Source organism: Azoarcus taiwanensis (assembly GCF_012910885.1).
Lineage (GTDB): Bacteria > Pseudomonadota > Gammaproteobacteria > Burkholderiales > Rhodocyclaceae > Azoarcus_F > Azoarcus_F taiwanensis.
The window spans coordinates 12,001-29,686 of record NZ_WTVM01000045.1 but is presented as its reverse complement, the minus strand read 5'-3'; the positions used below and the strand labels follow the sequence as shown (position 1 = coordinate 29,686).

Sequence of the window (17,686 nt, the reverse complement as noted above, 5' to 3'; positions counted from 1 at the left end):
TCGAAGAGAAAACGGGGCGACACCGCAGAGAAAAGCGGTGATTTGCCGGAGAAATTGAACCGAGTTCGGTCGCTGTCATTGTTTGGCGGCGGGATTCAACGAAAACCTCGCGTTATTCGAGGTGCCCATAAGTGAGTTGGGTGTGGTTGCAGCTCCGATCAGCCCTCGCGACTGAGCGGGCCGATGCGGTAGAGCGGTTCCGGCGGGTGAGGGGCAGGGAACATGTCCGAGGTGAAGTGCTCCCTCACCTCGACGCTGGTTCCCAGGTCACGCGCAAGTGCACGGAACAGGCGGTCGGAGGCGGTGTTGTCGGTCGCCACCGTAGCCGTGATGCAATCCGCATCACGATTCGCGGGCAGGTTTCGCCAGGCCTTCAGCATGCGCAGTCCGAGGCCTCGCCCCTGCATTGCGGGTGAGACACCGATCTGCCACACGAATGCCGCTGACGGGTCGCGCGGCGGTCGGTAGCCGATGACGGCGCCGACCGTCTCTCCGCCGGATTCCGCGATAAGGCAGTGGTCGCCGAAGTCGGTGGCGAACAGAAGGTAGAAGTAGGCCGAGTTGAGCTCGAGGGTCGCGGTGGCGCGAACCAGAGCCCAGAGCGCGGCTCCGTCACTACAGGTTGCCGGGCGAAACTCGATATCGGATCTATCGGTGCTCGTGGTCATCATTCCTTCGTCGCATGTGAGAACGTGCGCAGCATGGCGACCGTTCTGGATTGGCAGGCAATGGACGTGCCTGATGAATGGCCCGACGCGGCATGCTGCGTCGAGGCTCCGGGCGAAAAGAGATCGTCAGACCGGCGGGGCGCCGAAAGTGTGACCGTAGAGCGTCACGCGCGGCGGTCGAAAGCCGCGACGTTGCGGCAATGGGCGGAAGGTGCGCACCGGTAGCGGTGCGTAAGGGTGGATTGGCTCTGTGTTGGCTACAGACATCACATGGCAAAGCGTTTCAGCAACTAAAAGCGATTGCAGAAAACAGTTTGCTGCAAATGGAAAACGTCATTCTAACATGCTCGGCCCACACCACCAAAAACGCACCACGCCCCGCGTGTGGCTTGCAAATCGCGCGCGCGATGTTCACAGTTCCAGCATGCCGACACTGAAGCCGGATTCGTCTCGTGAGGTAGTGGAGCGTCTGTTCGCGATCATCCATGCGCTGGTGCAGGAGATCCGCCCGGGCAGCGTCGTCGTCGGACTGGACGTGGCGCTGGAGCGCGATCTTGGCCTCGACAGCCTGACCCGGGTCGAACTCATCGCACGCATCGAGAAGGCGTTCGACGTTCGCCTGCCTGAAACCGTGCTGGACAGCGCAGAGACGCCCCGGGACTTGTTGAACGCGCTGGGCGATGCCGACAAGGCCCATGACCCGGCGACATGGCAGGTGCAAGTCGAGGCCCACCGTGCGCTCGCGGGCGGCCTGCCGGAGCAGGCGACCACCTTGCTCGACGTGCTGGACTGGCATCTGGCGCACAGTCCCGATCGGGAGCACGCGCTCTTCTATCTTGGGGACGAAGCGACCGAGTCGATGAGTTACCGTCAGCTCGCAGACGCTGCGGCACGTGTTGCCGGGGCTCTGTCCAGGCGCGGGGTGCTTCCCGGGCAGTCGGTCGGGCTGATGCTGCCCTCGGGGCTCGATTTCTTTCGTTGCTTTCTTGGGGTCCTGTACGCCGGGGCGGTGCCGGTGCCAATGTACCCGCCGGCCAGGCCCAGTCAGATAGAAGATCACATGCGACGCCAGGCAGGCATTCTCGCCAACTGTGAGGCCTCGTTGCTAATCACGTTTGAGCGAATCAAACCGCTGGCGGGGGTGCTCCAGGGGCTTGTGCCGACATTGCAGGCCTTGTGCAGCCCCGCGGATCTGCTTGCGGGCACCCCGGTCCTGCGCCCTTCGGCCGTAGCGGCCGATCTCGCGCTCATTCAATACACCTCTGGCTCGACCGGCAACCCCAAGGGCGTGGAGCTCAGCCATGCGAACTTGCTGGCGAATATCCGCGCATGGGGTAGTGCCACTCAGCTCAGCTCGTCCGATGTCTGCGTGAGCTGGTTGCCGCTATATCACGACATGGGCTTGATCGGCGCATGGCTCGGCAGTCTCTATCATGCGATTCCGCTGGTGCTGATGTCGCCACTCGATTTTCTTGCGCGGCCGGAGCGTTGGCTGTGGGCGATTCATCGTCACCGCGGCACCGTGACAGCAGCACCCAACTTCGCGTTTGATTTGTGCGTCAAACGGCTCGCCGACAGCAAACTGGAGGGGATGGATTTGTCCTCCTGGCGTCTGGCGGCGAACGGCGCCGAGCCGGTGAGCCCGGAAACCATGGCCCGCTTCGCCACTGCCTTCGCCGGGCAGGGTTTTCCCGCCGAATCGCTTGCACCCGTCTATGGCCTGGCTGAGTGTACCGTGGGGCTGGCAGTACCGCCTCCCGGGCGTGGCGTGCGCATCGAGACCGTAAAGCGGGATGAATTCGTCACGAGCGGGCGCGCGATGCTAGCCGAAAAGGGTGACGACAGTCTGCAGTTCGTCTCATGCGGCATGCCATTGCCAGGGCACGAGGTACGCATCGTGAGCGATACCGGTGCGATCCAGCCGGAACGCTGCGTTGGGCAGCTGGAATTTCGCGGTCCTTCGGCCACCAGCGGCTACCATCGCAACCCGCAGGCGAATGCCGGACTCTTTCACGATGACTGGCTGGTCAGCGGCGATTATGCCTTCTTGTCCGATGGTGAGGTTTTTATCACTGGTCGATCGAAAGACATGATCGTGCGCGCCGGGCGCAACTTCTATCCTTACGAACTGGAACATGCCGTGGGCGATCTGCCCGGCGTTCGCAAGGGGTGTGTCGCGATATTCGGTGCCGCTGCGGTCGCCGGTGTCGGTATGGAGCGGCTTGTGGTGGTTGCGGAGACCAGGCTGAGTGATCCGACCGAGCGGGAGGCGTTGCACCGGGAGATCGTCGCCTTGTCGGTTGAGCTTCTGGGTCTTCCTCCCGATGAGGTTGTGCTCGCACCACCTCAAAGTGTATTGAAGACCTCCAGTGGCAAGATCCGCCGGGCCGACATCCGTTCCCTGTGGCAGGCGGGTACCTTGGGTGAGGCGGCGAGTCCCGCCTGGCGGCAAGGCATCCGACTCGCGCTCTCCGGGGTCGCAGGGCGGCTGGGTAAGAGCTGGCAGGCGGCTGTGGCCCATGCGTATGGCGCCTGGGCCTGGACGTGTTTCGGCGTGCTCGCCGCTATTGGCGTTCTCGCGCTGGTCGCGTTGCCCACAGTGAAAGCGCGCTGGCGGACATGCCATTGGCTCGGGCGTGCGCTGGCGGGTTTGAGCGGATGCAAGCTCGAGACATTCGGTCTGGAGCACCTTCGTGGCGCTCCCTGCGTGGTGGTGGCGAATCACGCCAGTTACGTGGATGGTTTCGCGCTGGTGGCGGCCTTACCCGACCCGGTCCGTTTCGTGGCCAAGGCGGAGCTCGGTTCGAGCCCGCGGCTGAAATGGCTGTTTGAACGACTCGATACCGAATTCGTCGAACGCTTCGTCGCTGGCAGAAGTGTCAGTTTGCGGGCCGGGCCGGCGAGGGGGCACCGTTGCTGTTTTTCGCCGAAGGTACGTTTACGCCACAATCCGGGCTTCGGCCTTTTCGTCTTGGCGCGTTTCATGTCGCGGTCGAGAACGGACTGGATGTCGTGCCGATCTCGATCAAGGGCTCACGCGCGGTGCTGAGGGCGGAGACCTGGTTGCCGCGGCGCGGCGCTATTGTGGTGACGGTGGAGCCGCGGCAACACGCTGAAGGCGACGACTGGCGTGCTGCCAGCCAACTACGCGACCGGGTCCGTGCGAGCATACTGCGGCACTGTGGCGAGTCGTCGCTGGAACATGGATGACAGTAAGTGAGGTGAATGACATTGCCTGAAGACGAGAAGTTGCCGGTGGCGGTATCCGGCGTCAAACGTTCGCTGCCCCGCTATTACGCGGAAACAGGTGTGTTGTTCGCACTCGTGGTTGCGCTGGGCATCTTTCTGCTCACAAGTCGGTACTGGCTGGACGACGAGCCCTGGTTCGTGGGTGTCTGGACCGGTGTGGCCGAGCACGCAGTGGCCGGTTCCGTTTCGGAACGAGTCGAACTGCGTATGACCGGGACCAGCGTGTCGGGCAGCGCGAGCTACCGCGGCGTGCGTCGGGCGCTGGAGGAGCCGAACATAGCCGACGATCGGTTGAGTTTCGTTACGCGTGGCAGAGACAGAATTGGCAACCAGTGGGCGGAAGTGACGTATCGCTACACGCTGGAAACGGCGGGCGAGAATCGAATGCAGGTCAGCGTCGAGGTTAGCGGCAGCTTTCGTGACGAGGCGCCGCTGGTTTTCTCACTGAGCCGGGAGCGATAGCGGGTAAGGTGGCGTCAGGCCTGCCGGCTTGTCTTGCGAGGGCTGTTGATCACGCAGCCCCTTTAAAGCAGGCCTGTTCCCCTTCGTGCGGGCGGACTGCTATTGGAAGTGAGAGCTGGCGTTAATGGTGGTGATGGTGCGCCGCATGTGTGAGAGAGTCCAGCAAGCCACTGTCGACCTCACTGCGTGCCAGCACCTTGCCACCGCGTAGGTCTGCAAAAGCCTGCGCCGCTTCACGCTCTGCGAAGCTGGGCAAGTTGCCTTCGCGCATCGGCCCAAGGGCGTCCGAGCCATGAACGAAGTACGCAGTCTCGGCAGGCGTCCAGGTGTCGGTTGCGACATCGTTGGTGTAGCTGGCGATCACGTCCTCGGCGGTGTAGTTGCTGTAGCGCGCGACGTCGCGCAGGAACACCAGCAGGTTGACCGGCGAATCGAAGAAGTGCGTCGCGCCGTCGGCGAAGATCACCTGCCCGGCCCACCTTGGGTAGCGAGCCGGGAACATGCCACAGACCGGGCAGCGCGCGTCGGCCGGGATGGGCCGCGGTTCGTGAAGGGCGAGGCCTGACGCGGGGTCGTACGGGGTGGCGGGTGCGATGATGCAGAAGTCGTCCATCGGATCGAAGCCCGTCACGTTGCCGCTGCTCTGCGGCCAGAACCAGGCCACGACGGCAGCGATCAGGAACAGCGTTCCAAAACCGGCCGGAAGCAGCGATTGACGGGCGAGGATCATCGCTCAGTTCCCCCTGGAAGCTTCCAGTAGATAGGCTACCACCGAGACCATCACATCTTCGGCGGCACCGGAAGTGTCGCAAGGTGTCTCGCTGTGCAGTTCGCCGGTCGCATCGTGGTAGTGGGGGGCGCCTTGCCCTCCGTTCGTGGTGTTCGGCGCGCTGTCGATACGCGAGATTGCGTCTCCCTCGCGCCATTCGATGCTGAAGGCGTCATCTGCGGCGAAGCGCGCAGTGACTTCATGGCCGCTGTCGAGCATGAAGCGCAGTGCGTCCTGCAAGAGTTCTACTGGTGCGGTGATCCGCTCTGCAAACTTCTCTTCCAGCGTTGCGCACAAAGCCGCATGCAGACAATGGGCCGGTCGCTCGCCTGGCTCCGGACGCAGCGCCATACGGGCGTCCTCACGAGCCTGATCCATCACGCGGGCGGCAAGCAGGAGCTCGTAGGCCGGGTGTTCGGCGATAGCGCCTTCCCGTATTGCGTTGAACAGGGAGGTCTCGTCCTCATAACCGGTTTCGGCCAGAACGCGCTTGCGGCTTTCACGCAGTTCGTAGATTGCGCGGGACAGCAGTTCCACATCCTTGGCGGTGTCGTAGTCTAGGCAGTCGAAGAAGCTGGTGCTCATGGCTTACATACTCGTATCGTGAAGCGCGCCGCCGTCGATGATCACCATCTCGGTGTTCACGTCGGCAAAGCGCAGGGTTGTACCGCCGTGTTCGGCGGCAAAGCGCTCGGCTGCAGCCTGGCTGGAAAAGGCGGCAAAGGTGGGGCCGAGCGGTCCGATCAGGGCACTGCCCTGCACATACCAGGCATCGCGGGCATCGATCCAGCGGTCGCCCGGAGCATACCAGTCGCTGTCGCTCATATCCTGGACGAAGGCGGCCCGCACTGAACCGGGGCGTGTGCCTGGGTTCAGCAACACGTGGAACATCTTCACCGTGTCGGCGTAGAAACGGGGCGTCTCTCCGGCAAAGTGCAGTTGTGCCTTGGGCCCGCCGAAGTCGCTCAGCCGCAGCCCGGTATAGAAGCAGAGCGTCTCGTCGGTGAGCGCGACCGCTTCGGCGCGCTCGTCGAAACCGGTCTGCCGGTCGCAGCCGACGAGAAGCAGCGCCCCAAGTGCGAGGAGTGGCAAGAGAACAGCGTGGAGACGTTTCATCACGGTCTCAGAGGCCGTCATCCGGCGGCATTACACTGTCGATGTTGATCTGGTCGAAGCGCAGCACCTCGCCGCCCCATTCCTCAGCGAAACTGCGTGCGTCGGCCTCGACAGCAAAGGTCGCGAGGGTCGGGCCCATCGATCCCCGTCGGGATGAACCGACAACGTAGAAGGCCTTCTGGGCATCGATCCAATGTCCCATGGGTTCGTCCCAATCGGCCTTGCCCATGTCTTGCACGAACACGGCGTTCACCTTGCGCAGCGCCTCGGGCACGAGGTAGACGAACATCATGTCGCGCGTGTTGCAGAAGAAGTCTGGGTCCGACTGGCCTGCGTAGTGGATCTGTGCCTTGGGGCCCGGATAGTCGGCGAGCAGCATCCCGTCGATGACGCTGGCGGTGCTCCGCGTGATCTCGACTGGCTTGATCTCGGCAGTCGGCGCGCTTTCGGAGCCGCAGCCGGGGAGTGCAAGCGCGATAGCGAGGGCGAGAGGGATCAGAAGCCTGAGGGTGAGCGGTCTTGATGTCATTTACGGAAACTCCATGTTGCAACAGCCAGCGGGGCTGCAATCCAGGCCAGCATTACGAGAGTGAGCGCCCAGGTCTCGGCGATCGCCTCCGGGAACACGGTGGCGAGGCCGTGGAGATTGCGCACCTCTTCAAGGCTGAAGATGTTGAGCACGCGGAACACGTCGGCCGGATTGAGCAGCAGCAACCACGGGAAGATGTCGCCGCCATAGCTGCCGCCGGTGACGACCAGTGCGCCGAGAAGCAGGAGATCGAAGATCAGCACGAAGAAGAACCAGACCGCGATCGCGAGTCCGGACGCACGGGTGCGGTCGGCGGCAAACACCGACAGCATCACCGCGATGCTCAGAAAAGCCATGCCTAGCAGCACCGAGCTCAGGGTGAACAACAGGTAGGCGGGCAGCGCGTCGGCACCGGTTTCGGTCGCCATGACTGCAGCGACCAGGCCGAAACCGACGATGGTCGACAGTGCAAGCGCCGAAGCAAGGCCAAGATACTTGCCCAGCAGCAACTCGAAGCGGGTAATCGGCAGAGACAGCAGCAGCTCGAGCGAGCCGCGTTCGCGCTCGCCGACAATTGCGTCGAAACCGAGCACCAGCGCGATCAGTGGGATCAGGTAGATGACCAGGCTAACGAGGCTGGCGATGGTGAACTCAACTGAACGGAAGCCAACGGCGCCCTGCTGCGCGCCGCCAAAATAGGCGATGACCAGCGCGAACACCGTGAACACCAGCGCAACCGCAAGCACCCAGCGGTTGCGGATGCGGTCGCGGAACTCCTTGCCGGCGATGGTCAGGGTGGCGGAAATATCCATGTCTAAACCTCAGTCGGCAAAGCCGAAGAACACGTCTTCGAGGGATGGCTCGAAGATACTGACGTCGGCCACACCTTCGCCCAGTCCGGCCACCGCACCGAATAGCTTCATCTTGAGTTGGCGTGGGCAGTCGAAAACCAGCCGGTCAGTTGCCGCTTCGACCGGACGGGGCGTGATGCCGAAGCTGCCGAGAATGGCGGTCAGTGCGCCTCCGAGGGCGGCTTCGGTGCGTACCTCTACACGAAGCGGCAGATCGACCCGCTCTCGTAGAGACTGGACCGTACCCAATGCCTGGATCTTGCCCGCGGCCATGATTGCGAGGCGATCAACGCGCTCCTGGATCTCGCTGAGAATGTGGGAGGTGAGTACCACTGTGACGCCTGAGTCTCGCAAACCGCGCAGTGTCGCATAGAAGGCTCGGATTGCTTCTGGATCGAGGCCGTTGGTCGGTTCGTCCAGAAACAGCAGTTGCGGCTTGCCCAGCAAAGACTGCGCAAAACCGAGGCGCTGACGCATCCCCTTCGAGTATTCGCGCACCCGACGATTGGCCGCGTGTGAAAGTCCGACGGTTTCGAGTGCCGCGACGCATTCCTCGCGGCTGCAGTTCTTCAGCTTGGCGATAAAGCGCAGGGTTTCCAGCCCAGTGAGGTTGTCGTAGAGCACGACGTTCTCAGGCAGGTAGCCGATGCGGCGGCGTACCTCGCGAAAGTTTCCGGCGTGGATATCCTCGCCGTCGATACGGATATGGCCCGCGCTGACCGGTAGCAGGCCCAACATCATCTTGAAGAGCGTGCTCTTGCCTGCGCCATTGTGGCCGATCAGGCCGAACAGCTCGCCGCGACGGATCTCCAGATCGACGCCGTCTACCGCGCGAATGCTACCGAAATGGCGCTCGACCGATTCGACCGCGATCATCGCGTTTGCCACCTCTGTCGGCTCAGCGGGTGCCGGGGTAGTGTTTTCCAAGCCACTCTCTCCAGTTTTCGTTGAACGGCTGCATGCGCGGATTCGGATCGACGATGCTCTGCGCGCGCAGCAGCGGGAACTGCCGGCTGACATGGCGTAGCGTCTGGATCGCCGGACTGGCCAGCAGCAGCTTCACCATCGGATGCCGCCAGGTCAGGCGGTCAACCATGTCGTTGGCCTCGTAGGGAACGTCGCCGATGCCGTCGCCGTCTCGGTCCCAGCCGAGATAATTGCTCCAGTGGTTGCCTTCCTTGGCGCCCCAGAATTGATCGCGTGCGGCCACGTAGCGGACCTGCTCGCGGTTGGAAATGAAGTCGTTGCGCTCGACGTCGTTATCCTTGGAGCCTGCCCAGACGTGCATGCCGACGATGTTGTCGACCACGAGGTTGTCGAGGATCGCGTTGAAATACGCGTCGTAGATGAAGAAACCGCGCTGGTTGCCGGCGACGACGTTGTTCTCGACGATGCTGTCCACGATGGTGCGCAGCATGATGCCGTGGTCGGAATTGGCCCAGGCGCGGTTGTTGCGGACATGCTGCCAGCGCACTTCCATGATCGCGAGGCCGCCGCGATTCATCCACACGTCGTTGTTCTGCCACAGGTTGCGGTAGGAGTTCATGTAGTGCGTGCCGTAGCGGCTGTGATGCAGCAGATTGGCCTCGAACAGGGCATCGTGACTCACATCGACATAAAGGGCATCACGCACGAAATTGATATTGTTGCCGATGACCCGCGCGCGTTGGGAGTTGTAGAGCTGGATTCCGTTGCCACGCATTGGCGAGCGCATGTCCCGCTTGCCGGTGATCGTGTTGTTCTCGATGATCGCGTCGTCGGCTCGCTCGATCCACAGCCCAAACAGGTTGTAGGTCAATACGTTGTCACGCACTGTCGCGCGATGTGCCCCCGGGTGAAGATATATGCCGGCGTTCTGATCGCGCAGGCTCGCACCCGAATCCGAGACGATGAGGCCCTCGATCGTGACGTCTTCGGCCGTGACCAGTATGGTGTTGCCGGTCAGCCCGCCGCTGATCGTGGGGCGATCGATGCCGCGCAGCGTCAGTGCCTTGTCTACATGCAGGTTTTCTACATAACGGCCGCGCGCGATTTCGATGATATCGCCGGGTTCGGCCGAATCGATCGCCTTTTGTATCGATTCACCCGGTGTGACGCGAATCGTCTTGCCCTCTGGTACCGGTTCGGCGGTTTCGCGGCCGGTCTGGATGCCGGCACGCGCCGCCGGACTGCTTGCGTCAACCGGTCCATGGTGCATGTGTTGAGCGAAGCCACCGCCAGCGGCGAGCAACACCGAACTCAGCAGTGCGGCCCTGACCAGTGCGGGCAGGGCGATGAAAGCTTGCGGACACCGCATGATCACAGGACCAGAATTCCCTGGCTCTTGAGGGCAATGAAGAGCACGGCGCCGATCAGCAGATTCTTGAATCCGACATAGCAGATCATGTCCATGAGGTTGGCGCGCCGATAGCGCCGTCCCCACCAAGGACCTTCCTTGACGTAGGGCTTTGAGCCGAGACGGACCACGACCTCGAACACACTCCAGCCGAACCACCAACCGACGATCGCACCGGCCTCCATGCGGCCCATGGCCGCATAGATCCAGATCAACGTTGCTGCCAGCGCAAGTGCGACGCCGGCGGCCTGAATCGCTGTTTGACGGCGGAAGCCGTGCCGGCTCCAGGGCCACAGGTGATCCCAGACCTCGGCGGCGAACACCGCAAAGAACCCTTTCTCCGCGTAGGGCGGCGCCATCGGGTCGGTCGGCATGGTCGGATCAGTCATCTTGGTATCGCTCATGATCATGCTCTCTCGTCAGTTCGTGGCGCCCGCGGCGGGAACGGGTTTGATCGGAATGTAGTAACCGTCCTTGCCGATCGGCGTCAACGGTAATCCGACCTTTTCACGGCGCTTGCGTTCCTGAGCGAGCGGCGGGCAGGCGTGGTCGTCAGTGTAGAGCACCATGCAATCGAGGCACAGCATGCACTCGCGAGCGTCGATACGGCCCTTTTCGTCAATGGCGAGCGAACCGCAGCCGACCGCGCAGGCCTTGCACGAGGTGCATTCCTGCTTGCGCTTGAGACCGAACCAACGGAAGGTCGTCGGCATCGCAAGCGCGGCACCGAGCGGGCAGAGATACTTGCAGAAGGGCCGCTCCATGAAGATCGACAAGGCCAGCAGGCCTGCTGCGAACAACGTGTATGGCCAGGCGCGGTTGAACATGCCGACCAGGAAGGTCGTCTTGAACGGCTCGACCTCGGCCAGCATTTCGGCGGTGGTCAGTGAGAACGCCGACACCGCTAGCAGCACCCCGAAGACTACGTACTTGAGCCACTTCAGTTTGTCGTGCGAACGCTGCGACAGCTTGAACTGGAATCGCTTGAGGCCGATCGCGCCTCCGATCTTGTAGAGCAGTTCGGACAGCGAACCGAAGGGGCAGAGCCAGCCGCAGAACAGCCCGCGACCCCACAGGAACACAGTGACGATGATGAAGATCCAGAAGATGAAGATGAATGGATCGAGCAGGAACAACTCCCAGCGCCAGTCGAGCAATAGCGCATGGAACCAGGTCAGCACCTGGGTGATGGACGGTTGCGCCATCAGGTAGAAGCCGACGAAGAAAATGCTGACGATCCAGGCTGAATACTTGATCGCATTGACGGGCCATTTGTTCTTGCGTGTCGAAGCCCGCGTGAGGCGGTCACGATTGGCATAGGCAATCGACACCACGATGAGAAGGGCGATGAAAATGCCGATCTCGACCGCACGAACCTTCCAGATGCGCACCCATGGTGCGTCCGGCGCCTTGATGACCGCGCGGCCACCTTCGAGGTAATCGGCGGCAAGCCAGTAATCTGCCGAGAAGTTGGCGAAACTGCGCTGGCCGGTCGCCTGATCGATGCGGTTGCCCAGAAAAACCAGGCTCCAGGGATACGCCGCAGAAAAACTGTCGCCCCGAATGACGAAGATCCCGGACTCGCTGAAGCGCGGTGCACCTGGTGCGGCTACACCGAAGAGATTGTAGTAATCGAGGTCGTAGAAGTTGAATACATCGACGTCCTGGCGCACCTGGATGCGGTCGTAGAGGCCGCCGCGGACGAAACCCGAGCCCTTGAAGGACTCCGCGCCGGCGGTACGGATGATGAAGATTGCCTGATCGTCGCCAATTCGCTCCATGAGGCGAGACCAGCCGATGTCGCCGAGCACTGCAAGACCCACGTCAGGGTGATTGAGATAGCCAAACCAGAGCTCGATGAACGGCGTGTCCCCCGGCTCCAGGCCGACGTCCTCGGGTTGCACGATCAGGCTTTGTACGCTGCCCTCGGTCACCAGGGTTTCCCAGTCGGGCTGGTGGCCCATTTCGACAAAGGCGCGCTGCTCGCGCACGATCGGTTCCAGAATGCCGGTCTGACGCGCAACCGCGCCGCCCGATTGCATGATGACCTGATTCTGCACGATGACGGTGACGGTCGCGCCCGAGATCGCATCCACGCCGATCACGTCCTCTCCGGCACGGGTGCGGCCCACTTCGATGCGGTCGCCTACATGCTTGCCCAGATACTGGTCATTGAAGCGGTTGAGCGCGGTCTCCGGGATGCCGAGCAGCAGAATTGGTTCGGAGTGCTTGAGGATGCGGATGCCGGTGAAGTTGCCGTTTGCGTCCATGCCGATCAGCTTGATGATCGGCTTGCCGGAATAGGCGGGGATGTCGGTGATGTCCGACGAGAGCATCACGTAGCCGAGCAGCCTGTCGCTGGAGTCGAAGCCCTCGACGAAGGTTGGGCTGCCCTTGCGCTCTGAAAAACGCACCGCGCCCGGCAGGACGCTTGCACAGTCCGTGTAGGCACACATGTCTCTGGCGGAGAAAAGCTCGGGCGGGAGCCTGGCCTCGTAGGTGGAGGTCTGCGCGTGGGTGGCTGCCGCGAGCATTGCCAGCACAAGAAGGAGCAACAGGCGGAAGGGTTTCAAGAGCGAGGGCATGTCGATAACCATTATTCGTGATGGGCGAGAGCTTACTCAGGGCCGCCGCAGCGGTAATTGTCGGTGGTCAATTCATGATCTGACCGGGCGTGGAAGCCCATGGTTAGGCGTTGTTCGGCAATTAAGCATGTACTGAACAACAATTAAAAAAACGAGGGGCGCATGCCCCTCGAAACTCACCCTGTCGCGCAGCCCCGCTGGAAGCTGCGCGCCTTGCAGACCCCGATGCTTGAAGGTATCGGGGTCGTGCCTTGCCTATCGTCAGGCCTCGACCAGCATCCGACCACGCATCTCAAGGTGCAGCGCGTGGCAGAAGTGGGTGCAGTAGTACCAATACACGCCCGGCTTCTCGACCTTGAAGGTCACCGACTTGGTCTCCTGCGGGTTGACGATGAAGTTGATGTTGTAATCCGGGATCGCAAGACCGTGGGTCAAGTCTTCGATGCGGTCCAGGTTGGTCAGGATCAGCGTGACCTCGTCGCCCACCTTGACCTTGAACTCGAGCGGATCGTAGGTCGGGGCATAGGTCACCATCTTCACCGTGACCTTGTTGCCGTCGCGGGTGACGCCGGCGTTGGCGATATCGGTGATCGCGTTCGGGAAGTCCTCGTGCTGATAGATCTGCTTGGGCATCAGCAGCTCACGACGGAAGATGATGAAGTCGTGCGGCTCGGGACGAACTGGCGCTTCGTGGGCCAGCACCATCTTCTCGCCGGAGATGTCGATCAGCTGTTCGTTCTCGGCATGCAGCGGGCCGACCGGCAGGAAGCGGTCCTTGGAGAACTTGCAGCCCACGCAAAGCCACTTGCCGTCGGCAAACATCGTCTCCGACTGCGACGCGTTGATGTGGCCCGGCTGGTAATGCACGTCGAGACGATCGACCACGTACTGGGCGCTGGTGTCACCGGCGGTGAACCGGATGGCGGCATCGACGTTCCACTTGACGATCTGGCTGTCGAGGAACAGCGTGGTATAGGCATTGCCACGGCCGTCGAAGGCGGTATGCAGGGGGCCGAGGCCAATCTCGACTTCAGCGACGATGGTGTCGTCGATATCCGCCACGTTGCCTTCGAAATACTGCAGCACTTTCTCGAGCTCGATCACCGTCGCGGTGGGGGAAAGCTTGCCGGAGCAGATGAAGTACTTGCCATCCGGGCTGGCATTCACGCCGTGCGGGTTCTTCGGCACGCTGACGTAGGCCGACAGTGCGGTCTTCGGGTCGGTGTTGGCGGCACGGGTACAATCGACAACCGGCACCTTGGAGTCGCCGATGGTGGTGAACTTGCCGTCCTTGACCGCCTGTTCGATGCGAGCGACGTTGAAGAACACGCATGCGTCGCGCTCGGCGGCCATCATGTCCTGGAAGGTGATGCCGTTTTCCGTGTTGTACTGGTTGGCTGCAGCCAGCTTGCCGTCGAAGGAGGTCGCGACGAGGTCGCAGTTTCCGTCGATCTTGGCCTGCCAGCGCACTTCCATGGTCTCGGCGTCGACGCAGCTGAAGAGTGCCTGCCACTTGGTGGGGTCATCGAGATCACGGCCGTCGTTCGGCGTCGGGATGTGGAACTCGCCGCCGCAGAACACGCGGGTGGTGTAGTTGATCGCGGGGTCGACCGGGTCGCGCTTGTCCGGGAAGATGCCATGGAAACCCATGACGTTGGGCAGCTTGGTGATCTTGTCGCAGACGAAGTAGTCGAGGCGGATACGGGCGATACGCGAGTTGATCTTGTCGTTGATCCAGGCGTAACGGCCGTCGTAGTTGCCGTCCTTGTAGGAGGCATGGGTGTGGTGGGTGTCACCGACGGTGAATTGCAGGCTGCCATCGGGCTTGGTGCCCATGATGGCCTTGGATTCGTTGGTGATACCCCAGCCGACGAGTGCGTCGGGCGTGAAGCAGGGAACACGATGCAGTTCACGGCCGGACGGGATGCCGAGTACGCGGAAGTCACCAGTGTGACCGCCGCTCCACAGGCCATAGTATTCGTCCAGTTCGCCGGGATTGACATGGGGGTTGAGGCCGCCGTTGGTGGCCGGGGCTGCGACTGCGTCGCGGGTGCCGCCAGGGAGCGCGGTGATGCCGGCCGCCAGGCCAGCGCCGCCGAGGCCCATGAGCGCGGTGGTGTTCAGAAAGCGTCGGCGGCTAGGATTGGCCGCGCCGGCTGTGGTCTTGTCGATGTCTTGGCTCATGGTTCTGTACTCCATGGTTGTGGTTGTCTGCCCGGTTCCGGCCCGCCATCGGCGGGGTTGGATGAATTGAATGCTGCGACAATGTGTCGCTGCGTCAAAATGTCGCAGTCGGATAGTACGCGTGCGGCAGAACGGAGTTGTTGATGCGGATCAATAAACTGGACCTTGTGGCACCTTATGCTCGCGCGACCGAGAATTCGGGCACGCCCGAGACCTTCATCGGCGAAACCAGGCGGGTCCGACAGTCCGCGTCATGGATATCCGACCCTTCCGAACGCGGCTGGTCGCCCAACTTGTTGCCCGCACATCAGATGAACATCGACACCGCTGCCTTTGATCACCGACACACGACGGGTGGGCGCGCCACGCACGCAGTCGGCGCGGCCAAGCTGCGGTTCTCGGCATGATGGATCAGATTCGCCGTCTGGTTTGGCTGCGTTGGTGCTCGGTCGCCCTGATGGCGCTCTGCACGCTGCTTGTGCCGGGTTGGCTCGACGTGACCTTGCCGGTCGGGTCACTGCTCGCCGTGACGCTGGTCATGGCGGCGTTCAACGCCTTCACGCTGGCGGTCCTAGCATACGGACCCAAGCGTGAAACATCCTGGCTCTTCGTGCAGTTGTTGGCAGACCTGCTCGGGTGGGCGGCATTCGTCTATTTTTCCGGCGGTGCGACCAATCCGCTGATTTCGTTGTTACTGCCGCTGATTGCGATCGGCGCGGCGGTATTGCCGGCGCGTCTTGCCTGGCTGTTGGCGGCCTGCGCGGTCGGGTGTTACTCGCTGTTGTGGAACTTCTACACGCCGGTTCGTCTCCGCGATCCGGATGTTGCCGCCTACTGGCACCTGGCCGGCATGTGGGTCACGTTTGCGTTGTCGGCCCTGGTGATGGTCGGAGTCGTGCTGCGCATGACGGCGGCGCTGCGTGCTCGTGACCGCGCGCTTGCAGAAGCTGTGCAGATGCGTGCCCGCGATCAGGCACTGGTCTCGCTCGGCAGCCTTGCGGCCGGTGCTGCGCACAGTCTGGGCACGCCGCTCGCGACAATGCGTTTGCTGGTCGATGAGCTCGGTGCGAGTAGAACCCTGCCGGAAGCGGCCAGAGAAGACATAGCACTCATCGGCGAACAGATCGAGCATTGCCGCAAGACCTTGGGTGTGCTGACGGCGCGCGCGGGTCAGCGTCGTGCAGAGGGGGAGGCGATGGTCGGCGTCGAGGCGTGGGTTCAGCACGTGCTGGCCGGTTGGCAGTCGCAGAGGCCTCATGCCCAGTCGACACTGCATGTGGATGAAGCTGTTCGCGGCCTGTCCTTGCTCGGCGATGCAACGCTGGCTCAAGCGCTCGAGACCTTGCTCAATAATGCGGCCGATGCGTCTCCGGAAACCGTGGAGGTTCTTCTTACGCGGGATCCGAAACAAATCCGGGTCGAAGTGATGGATCGTGGCCCCGGGATGCCCAGAGAGAAATTGCGTGAGCTCGGTCAGCGGCCTCTCGAAGACGACGGCAAGGGGCTGGGAATTGGCCTGTTTCTCGCTCGAAGTGCGCTCGAACGCGCAGGCGGTAAACTGGAGTTCGACGAACGGCCGGGTGGTGGCACAGTGGCGCGAATGCTTCTTCCTGTGCCCGCGTTGCAGGCCGAGGAGACAGGAGTCAGGGATGAGTGAAAGCGTGATTGTTGCCCCAGACAAGGGCGCGCGACTGCTGGTCGTCGATGACGACGCGGCGTTCAACAAAGTACTGTGTCGCGTCCTGGGCCAGCGCGGTTTTGAAACGGTGGGCGCGCTGGATGGCGCCGAGGCTTTGCGGCTCGCCGAGGATTTCGCGCCAGCCTATGTCGTCCTGGACCTGAACATCGGCGGACAATCCGGGCTAAGGTTGATCGAGCCTTTGCGCGAGCTCTGCCCTAAGGCCCGTATCGTCATGCTCACCGGCTATGCGAGCATCGCGACTGCAGTTGATGCCGTCAAGCTGGGCGCTGTGCAATACCTTGCCAAGCCCGCTGATGCCGATTCCATCGTGCGCGCGCTTTGCGATGGCCAAGCCGCTCATGAGGTCGAACTTGGCGAGGATGCCCCGATGCCGGTCGACCGGCTCGAGTGGGAGCATCTTCAACGCGTGCTGAACGAACATGACGGAAACATTTCGGCCACGGCCCGTGCACTGAAAATGCATCGACGTTCGTTACAGCGCAAACTCGCACGCGGGCCAGGATCGGCCTGAAACCTTAGGAGGGAGGCTTTCACGCGCCGGTTGAGGTAGCGGCGCCAGTACGAGCGGCGGCCGGTCAAAAGCGCGTGTCTCAGTCCTCGCCGAACCACATTCGCTGGAGCAGACCGTCGCGCCGGATGAAGTGGTGGAAAAGCGCGGCGCCCACGTGCACCAGGATCAGCAGCACGAGTAGCGGTGCGATCAAGCCGTGCAAGGTGCGCTCAGGTAGATGCGAAAAATCCCTTGGCAGCACCGCAAGGCCTTCACCGAATACGATCTCAGGCAAGCTCGCCGCCGACGCCATGGCCATGCCAGTCAGGGCCATGGCGATAACGAGGGCATAAAGCATCCAGTGCAACGGACGGGCGAGTCGAACAGCAAGCGGGTGGCCAGTCGAAACCGGAGGCGGGAGCGGTGTCATCAGGCGCGTGGCCAGACGGATCAGCATCAGCACAAGAATCATGCCGCCGGCAGTCATGTGAGCCCGCAGCAACTCGATTTTGCGTGGATCGTCATTCGGGGTCTCCGCGAGTGCCTGGCTGCCCACGAAAAGAGACATCAGTATCATGACCGCGAGCAACCAGTGGAGACCGACCAGGACCGGATGGTAACGCTTCACTTCCATGGGGTGGTCGCCTCGCTTATTCGTTCAGGTTGTGGGCTTGCCGCCCGACGTTGCTTCGGCGAATGGTCACCTCAGGCACATTGCGGCGCCTTGATATGCAACAAGGAGAAGG

General features: G+C 62.3%; 17 protein-coding genes and 1 pseudogene. 6 read left to right on the top strand and 12 right to left on the bottom strand.

The features are described from left to right. Positions 1–158: 158 nt before the first annotated feature. Positions 159–668 carry a diaminobutyrate acetyltransferase gene (ectA, locus tag GPA21_RS09360; RefSeq protein WP_246261854.1) on the bottom strand — a complete coding sequence of 170 codons (510 nt, stop codon included), beginning with the start codon at positions 666–668 and terminating at the stop codon, positions 159–161. Between the two features lie 343 nt (positions 669–1,011). Here ectA and GPA21_RS09355 point away from each other — a divergent pair. From GPA21_RS09355 to GPA21_RS09350, 3 genes and pseudogenes are all read left to right on the top strand, one after another. Continuing rightward, positions 1,012–3,468: pseudogene (locus GPA21_RS09355) on the top strand (AMP-binding protein); the annotation flags it as partial. 113 nt (positions 3,469–3,581) lie between these two features. Next, positions 3,582–3,878 carry a lysophospholipid acyltransferase family protein gene (locus GPA21_RS21155; RefSeq protein WP_281355933.1) on the top strand — a complete coding sequence of 99 codons (297 nt, stop codon included), beginning with the start codon at positions 3,582–3,584 and terminating at the stop codon, positions 3,876–3,878. A 15-nt stretch (positions 3,879–3,893) separates the two neighbouring features. After that, complete coding sequence (locus tag GPA21_RS09350; protein ID WP_168987931.1) at positions 3,894–4,379, top strand: hypothetical protein; 486 nt, start codon at positions 3,894–3,896, stop codon at positions 4,377–4,379. Positions 4,380–4,500: 121 nt separating this feature from the next. Here the strand turns inward: GPA21_RS09350 and GPA21_RS09345 are convergent, their stop codons facing one another. The 10 genes from GPA21_RS09345 to nosZ all read right to left on the bottom strand — a co-directional run bounded on the left by GPA21_RS09345 (position 4,501) and on the right by nosZ (position 14,748). After that, a complete protein-coding gene (locus tag GPA21_RS09345; protein WP_168987930.1) occupies positions 4,501–5,109 on the bottom strand; it encodes a nitrous oxide reductase accessory protein NosL in 609 nt (202 codons plus the stop codon). 3 nt (positions 5,110–5,112) lie between these two features. Beyond that, on the bottom strand, positions 5,113–5,733 hold the full coding sequence (locus GPA21_RS09340; RefSeq protein WP_168987929.1) for a hypothetical protein: 621 nt from the start codon (positions 5,731–5,733) through the stop codon (positions 5,113–5,115). 3 nt (positions 5,734–5,736) lie between these two features. Then, positions 5,737–6,264 (bottom strand): nitrous oxide reductase accessory protein NosL, encoded by a 528-nt coding sequence (locus tag GPA21_RS09335; protein WP_168987928.1) that lies wholly within the window; start codon positions 6,262–6,264, stop codon positions 5,737–5,739. A gap of 7 nt (positions 6,265–6,271) precedes the next feature. After that, entirely contained in the window at positions 6,272–6,793 is a 522-nt protein-coding gene (locus tag GPA21_RS09330; protein ID WP_168987927.1) for a nitrous oxide reductase accessory protein NosL, read from the bottom strand. Continuing rightward, positions 6,790–7,605 (bottom strand): ABC transporter permease, encoded by an 816-nt coding sequence (locus tag GPA21_RS09325; RefSeq protein WP_168987926.1) that lies wholly within the window; start codon positions 7,603–7,605, stop codon positions 6,790–6,792. Before GPA21_RS09325 ends, GPA21_RS09330 begins: the two co-directional genes overlap by 4 nt. Before the next feature lie 9 nt (positions 7,606–7,614). Beyond that, positions 7,615–8,571 carry an ABC transporter ATP-binding protein gene (locus GPA21_RS09320; protein ID WP_422614199.1) on the bottom strand — a complete coding sequence of 319 codons (957 nt, stop codon included), beginning with the start codon at positions 8,569–8,571 and terminating at the stop codon, positions 7,615–7,617. Next, a complete protein-coding gene (locus tag GPA21_RS09315) occupies positions 8,543–9,940 on the bottom strand; it encodes a nitrous oxide reductase family maturation protein NosD (protein WP_246261853.1) in 1,398 nt (465 codons plus the stop codon). Before GPA21_RS09315 ends, GPA21_RS09320 begins: the two co-directional genes overlap by 29 nt. 2 nt (positions 9,941–9,942) lie before the next feature. Then, entirely contained in the window at positions 9,943–10,368 is a 426-nt protein-coding gene (locus tag GPA21_RS09310) for a transcription regulator (RefSeq protein ID WP_168987936.1), read from the bottom strand. 30 nt (positions 10,369–10,398) lie between these two features. Then, positions 10,399–12,564 (bottom strand): 4Fe-4S binding protein, encoded by a 2,166-nt coding sequence (locus GPA21_RS09305; protein WP_168987925.1) that lies wholly within the window; start codon positions 12,562–12,564, stop codon positions 10,399–10,401. 261 nt (positions 12,565–12,825) lie between these two features. Continuing rightward, the gene (nosZ, locus tag GPA21_RS09300) at positions 12,826–14,748 is read right to left on the bottom strand and encodes a TAT-dependent nitrous-oxide reductase (RefSeq protein ID WP_168987924.1); all 1,923 of its coding nucleotides are present in this window, start codon (positions 14,746–14,748) and stop codon (positions 12,826–12,828) included. A 143-nt stretch (positions 14,749–14,891) separates the two neighbouring features. Here nosZ and GPA21_RS09295 point away from each other — a divergent pair, with 143 nt between their 5' ends. Genes GPA21_RS09295 through GPA21_RS09285 form a run of 3 tightly spaced genes read left to right on the top strand, consistent with a single transcriptional unit; the run spans position 14,892 to position 16,961 of the window. Then, positions 14,892–15,155, top strand: a complete 264-nt coding sequence (locus tag GPA21_RS09295; protein WP_168987923.1) for a hypothetical protein — start codon at positions 14,892–14,894, stop codon at positions 15,153–15,155. Beyond that, a complete protein-coding gene (locus GPA21_RS09290) occupies positions 15,152–16,405 on the top strand; it encodes an ATP-binding protein (protein WP_168987922.1) in 1,254 nt (417 codons plus the stop codon). Before GPA21_RS09295 ends, GPA21_RS09290 begins: the two co-directional genes overlap by 4 nt. Next, a complete protein-coding gene (locus GPA21_RS09285) occupies positions 16,398–16,961 on the top strand; it encodes a response regulator transcription factor (protein ID WP_168987921.1) in 564 nt (187 codons plus the stop codon). Before GPA21_RS09290 ends, GPA21_RS09285 begins: the two co-directional genes overlap by 8 nt. Before the next feature lie 79 nt (positions 16,962–17,040). On the opposite strand, the gene GPA21_RS09280 is transcribed toward GPA21_RS09285, so the two are convergent. Further along, positions 17,041–17,574 carry a cytochrome b gene (locus GPA21_RS09280; RefSeq protein WP_211163510.1) on the bottom strand — a complete coding sequence of 178 codons (534 nt, stop codon included), beginning with the start codon at positions 17,572–17,574 and terminating at the stop codon, positions 17,041–17,043. Positions 17,575–17,686 lie beyond the last annotated feature (112 nt).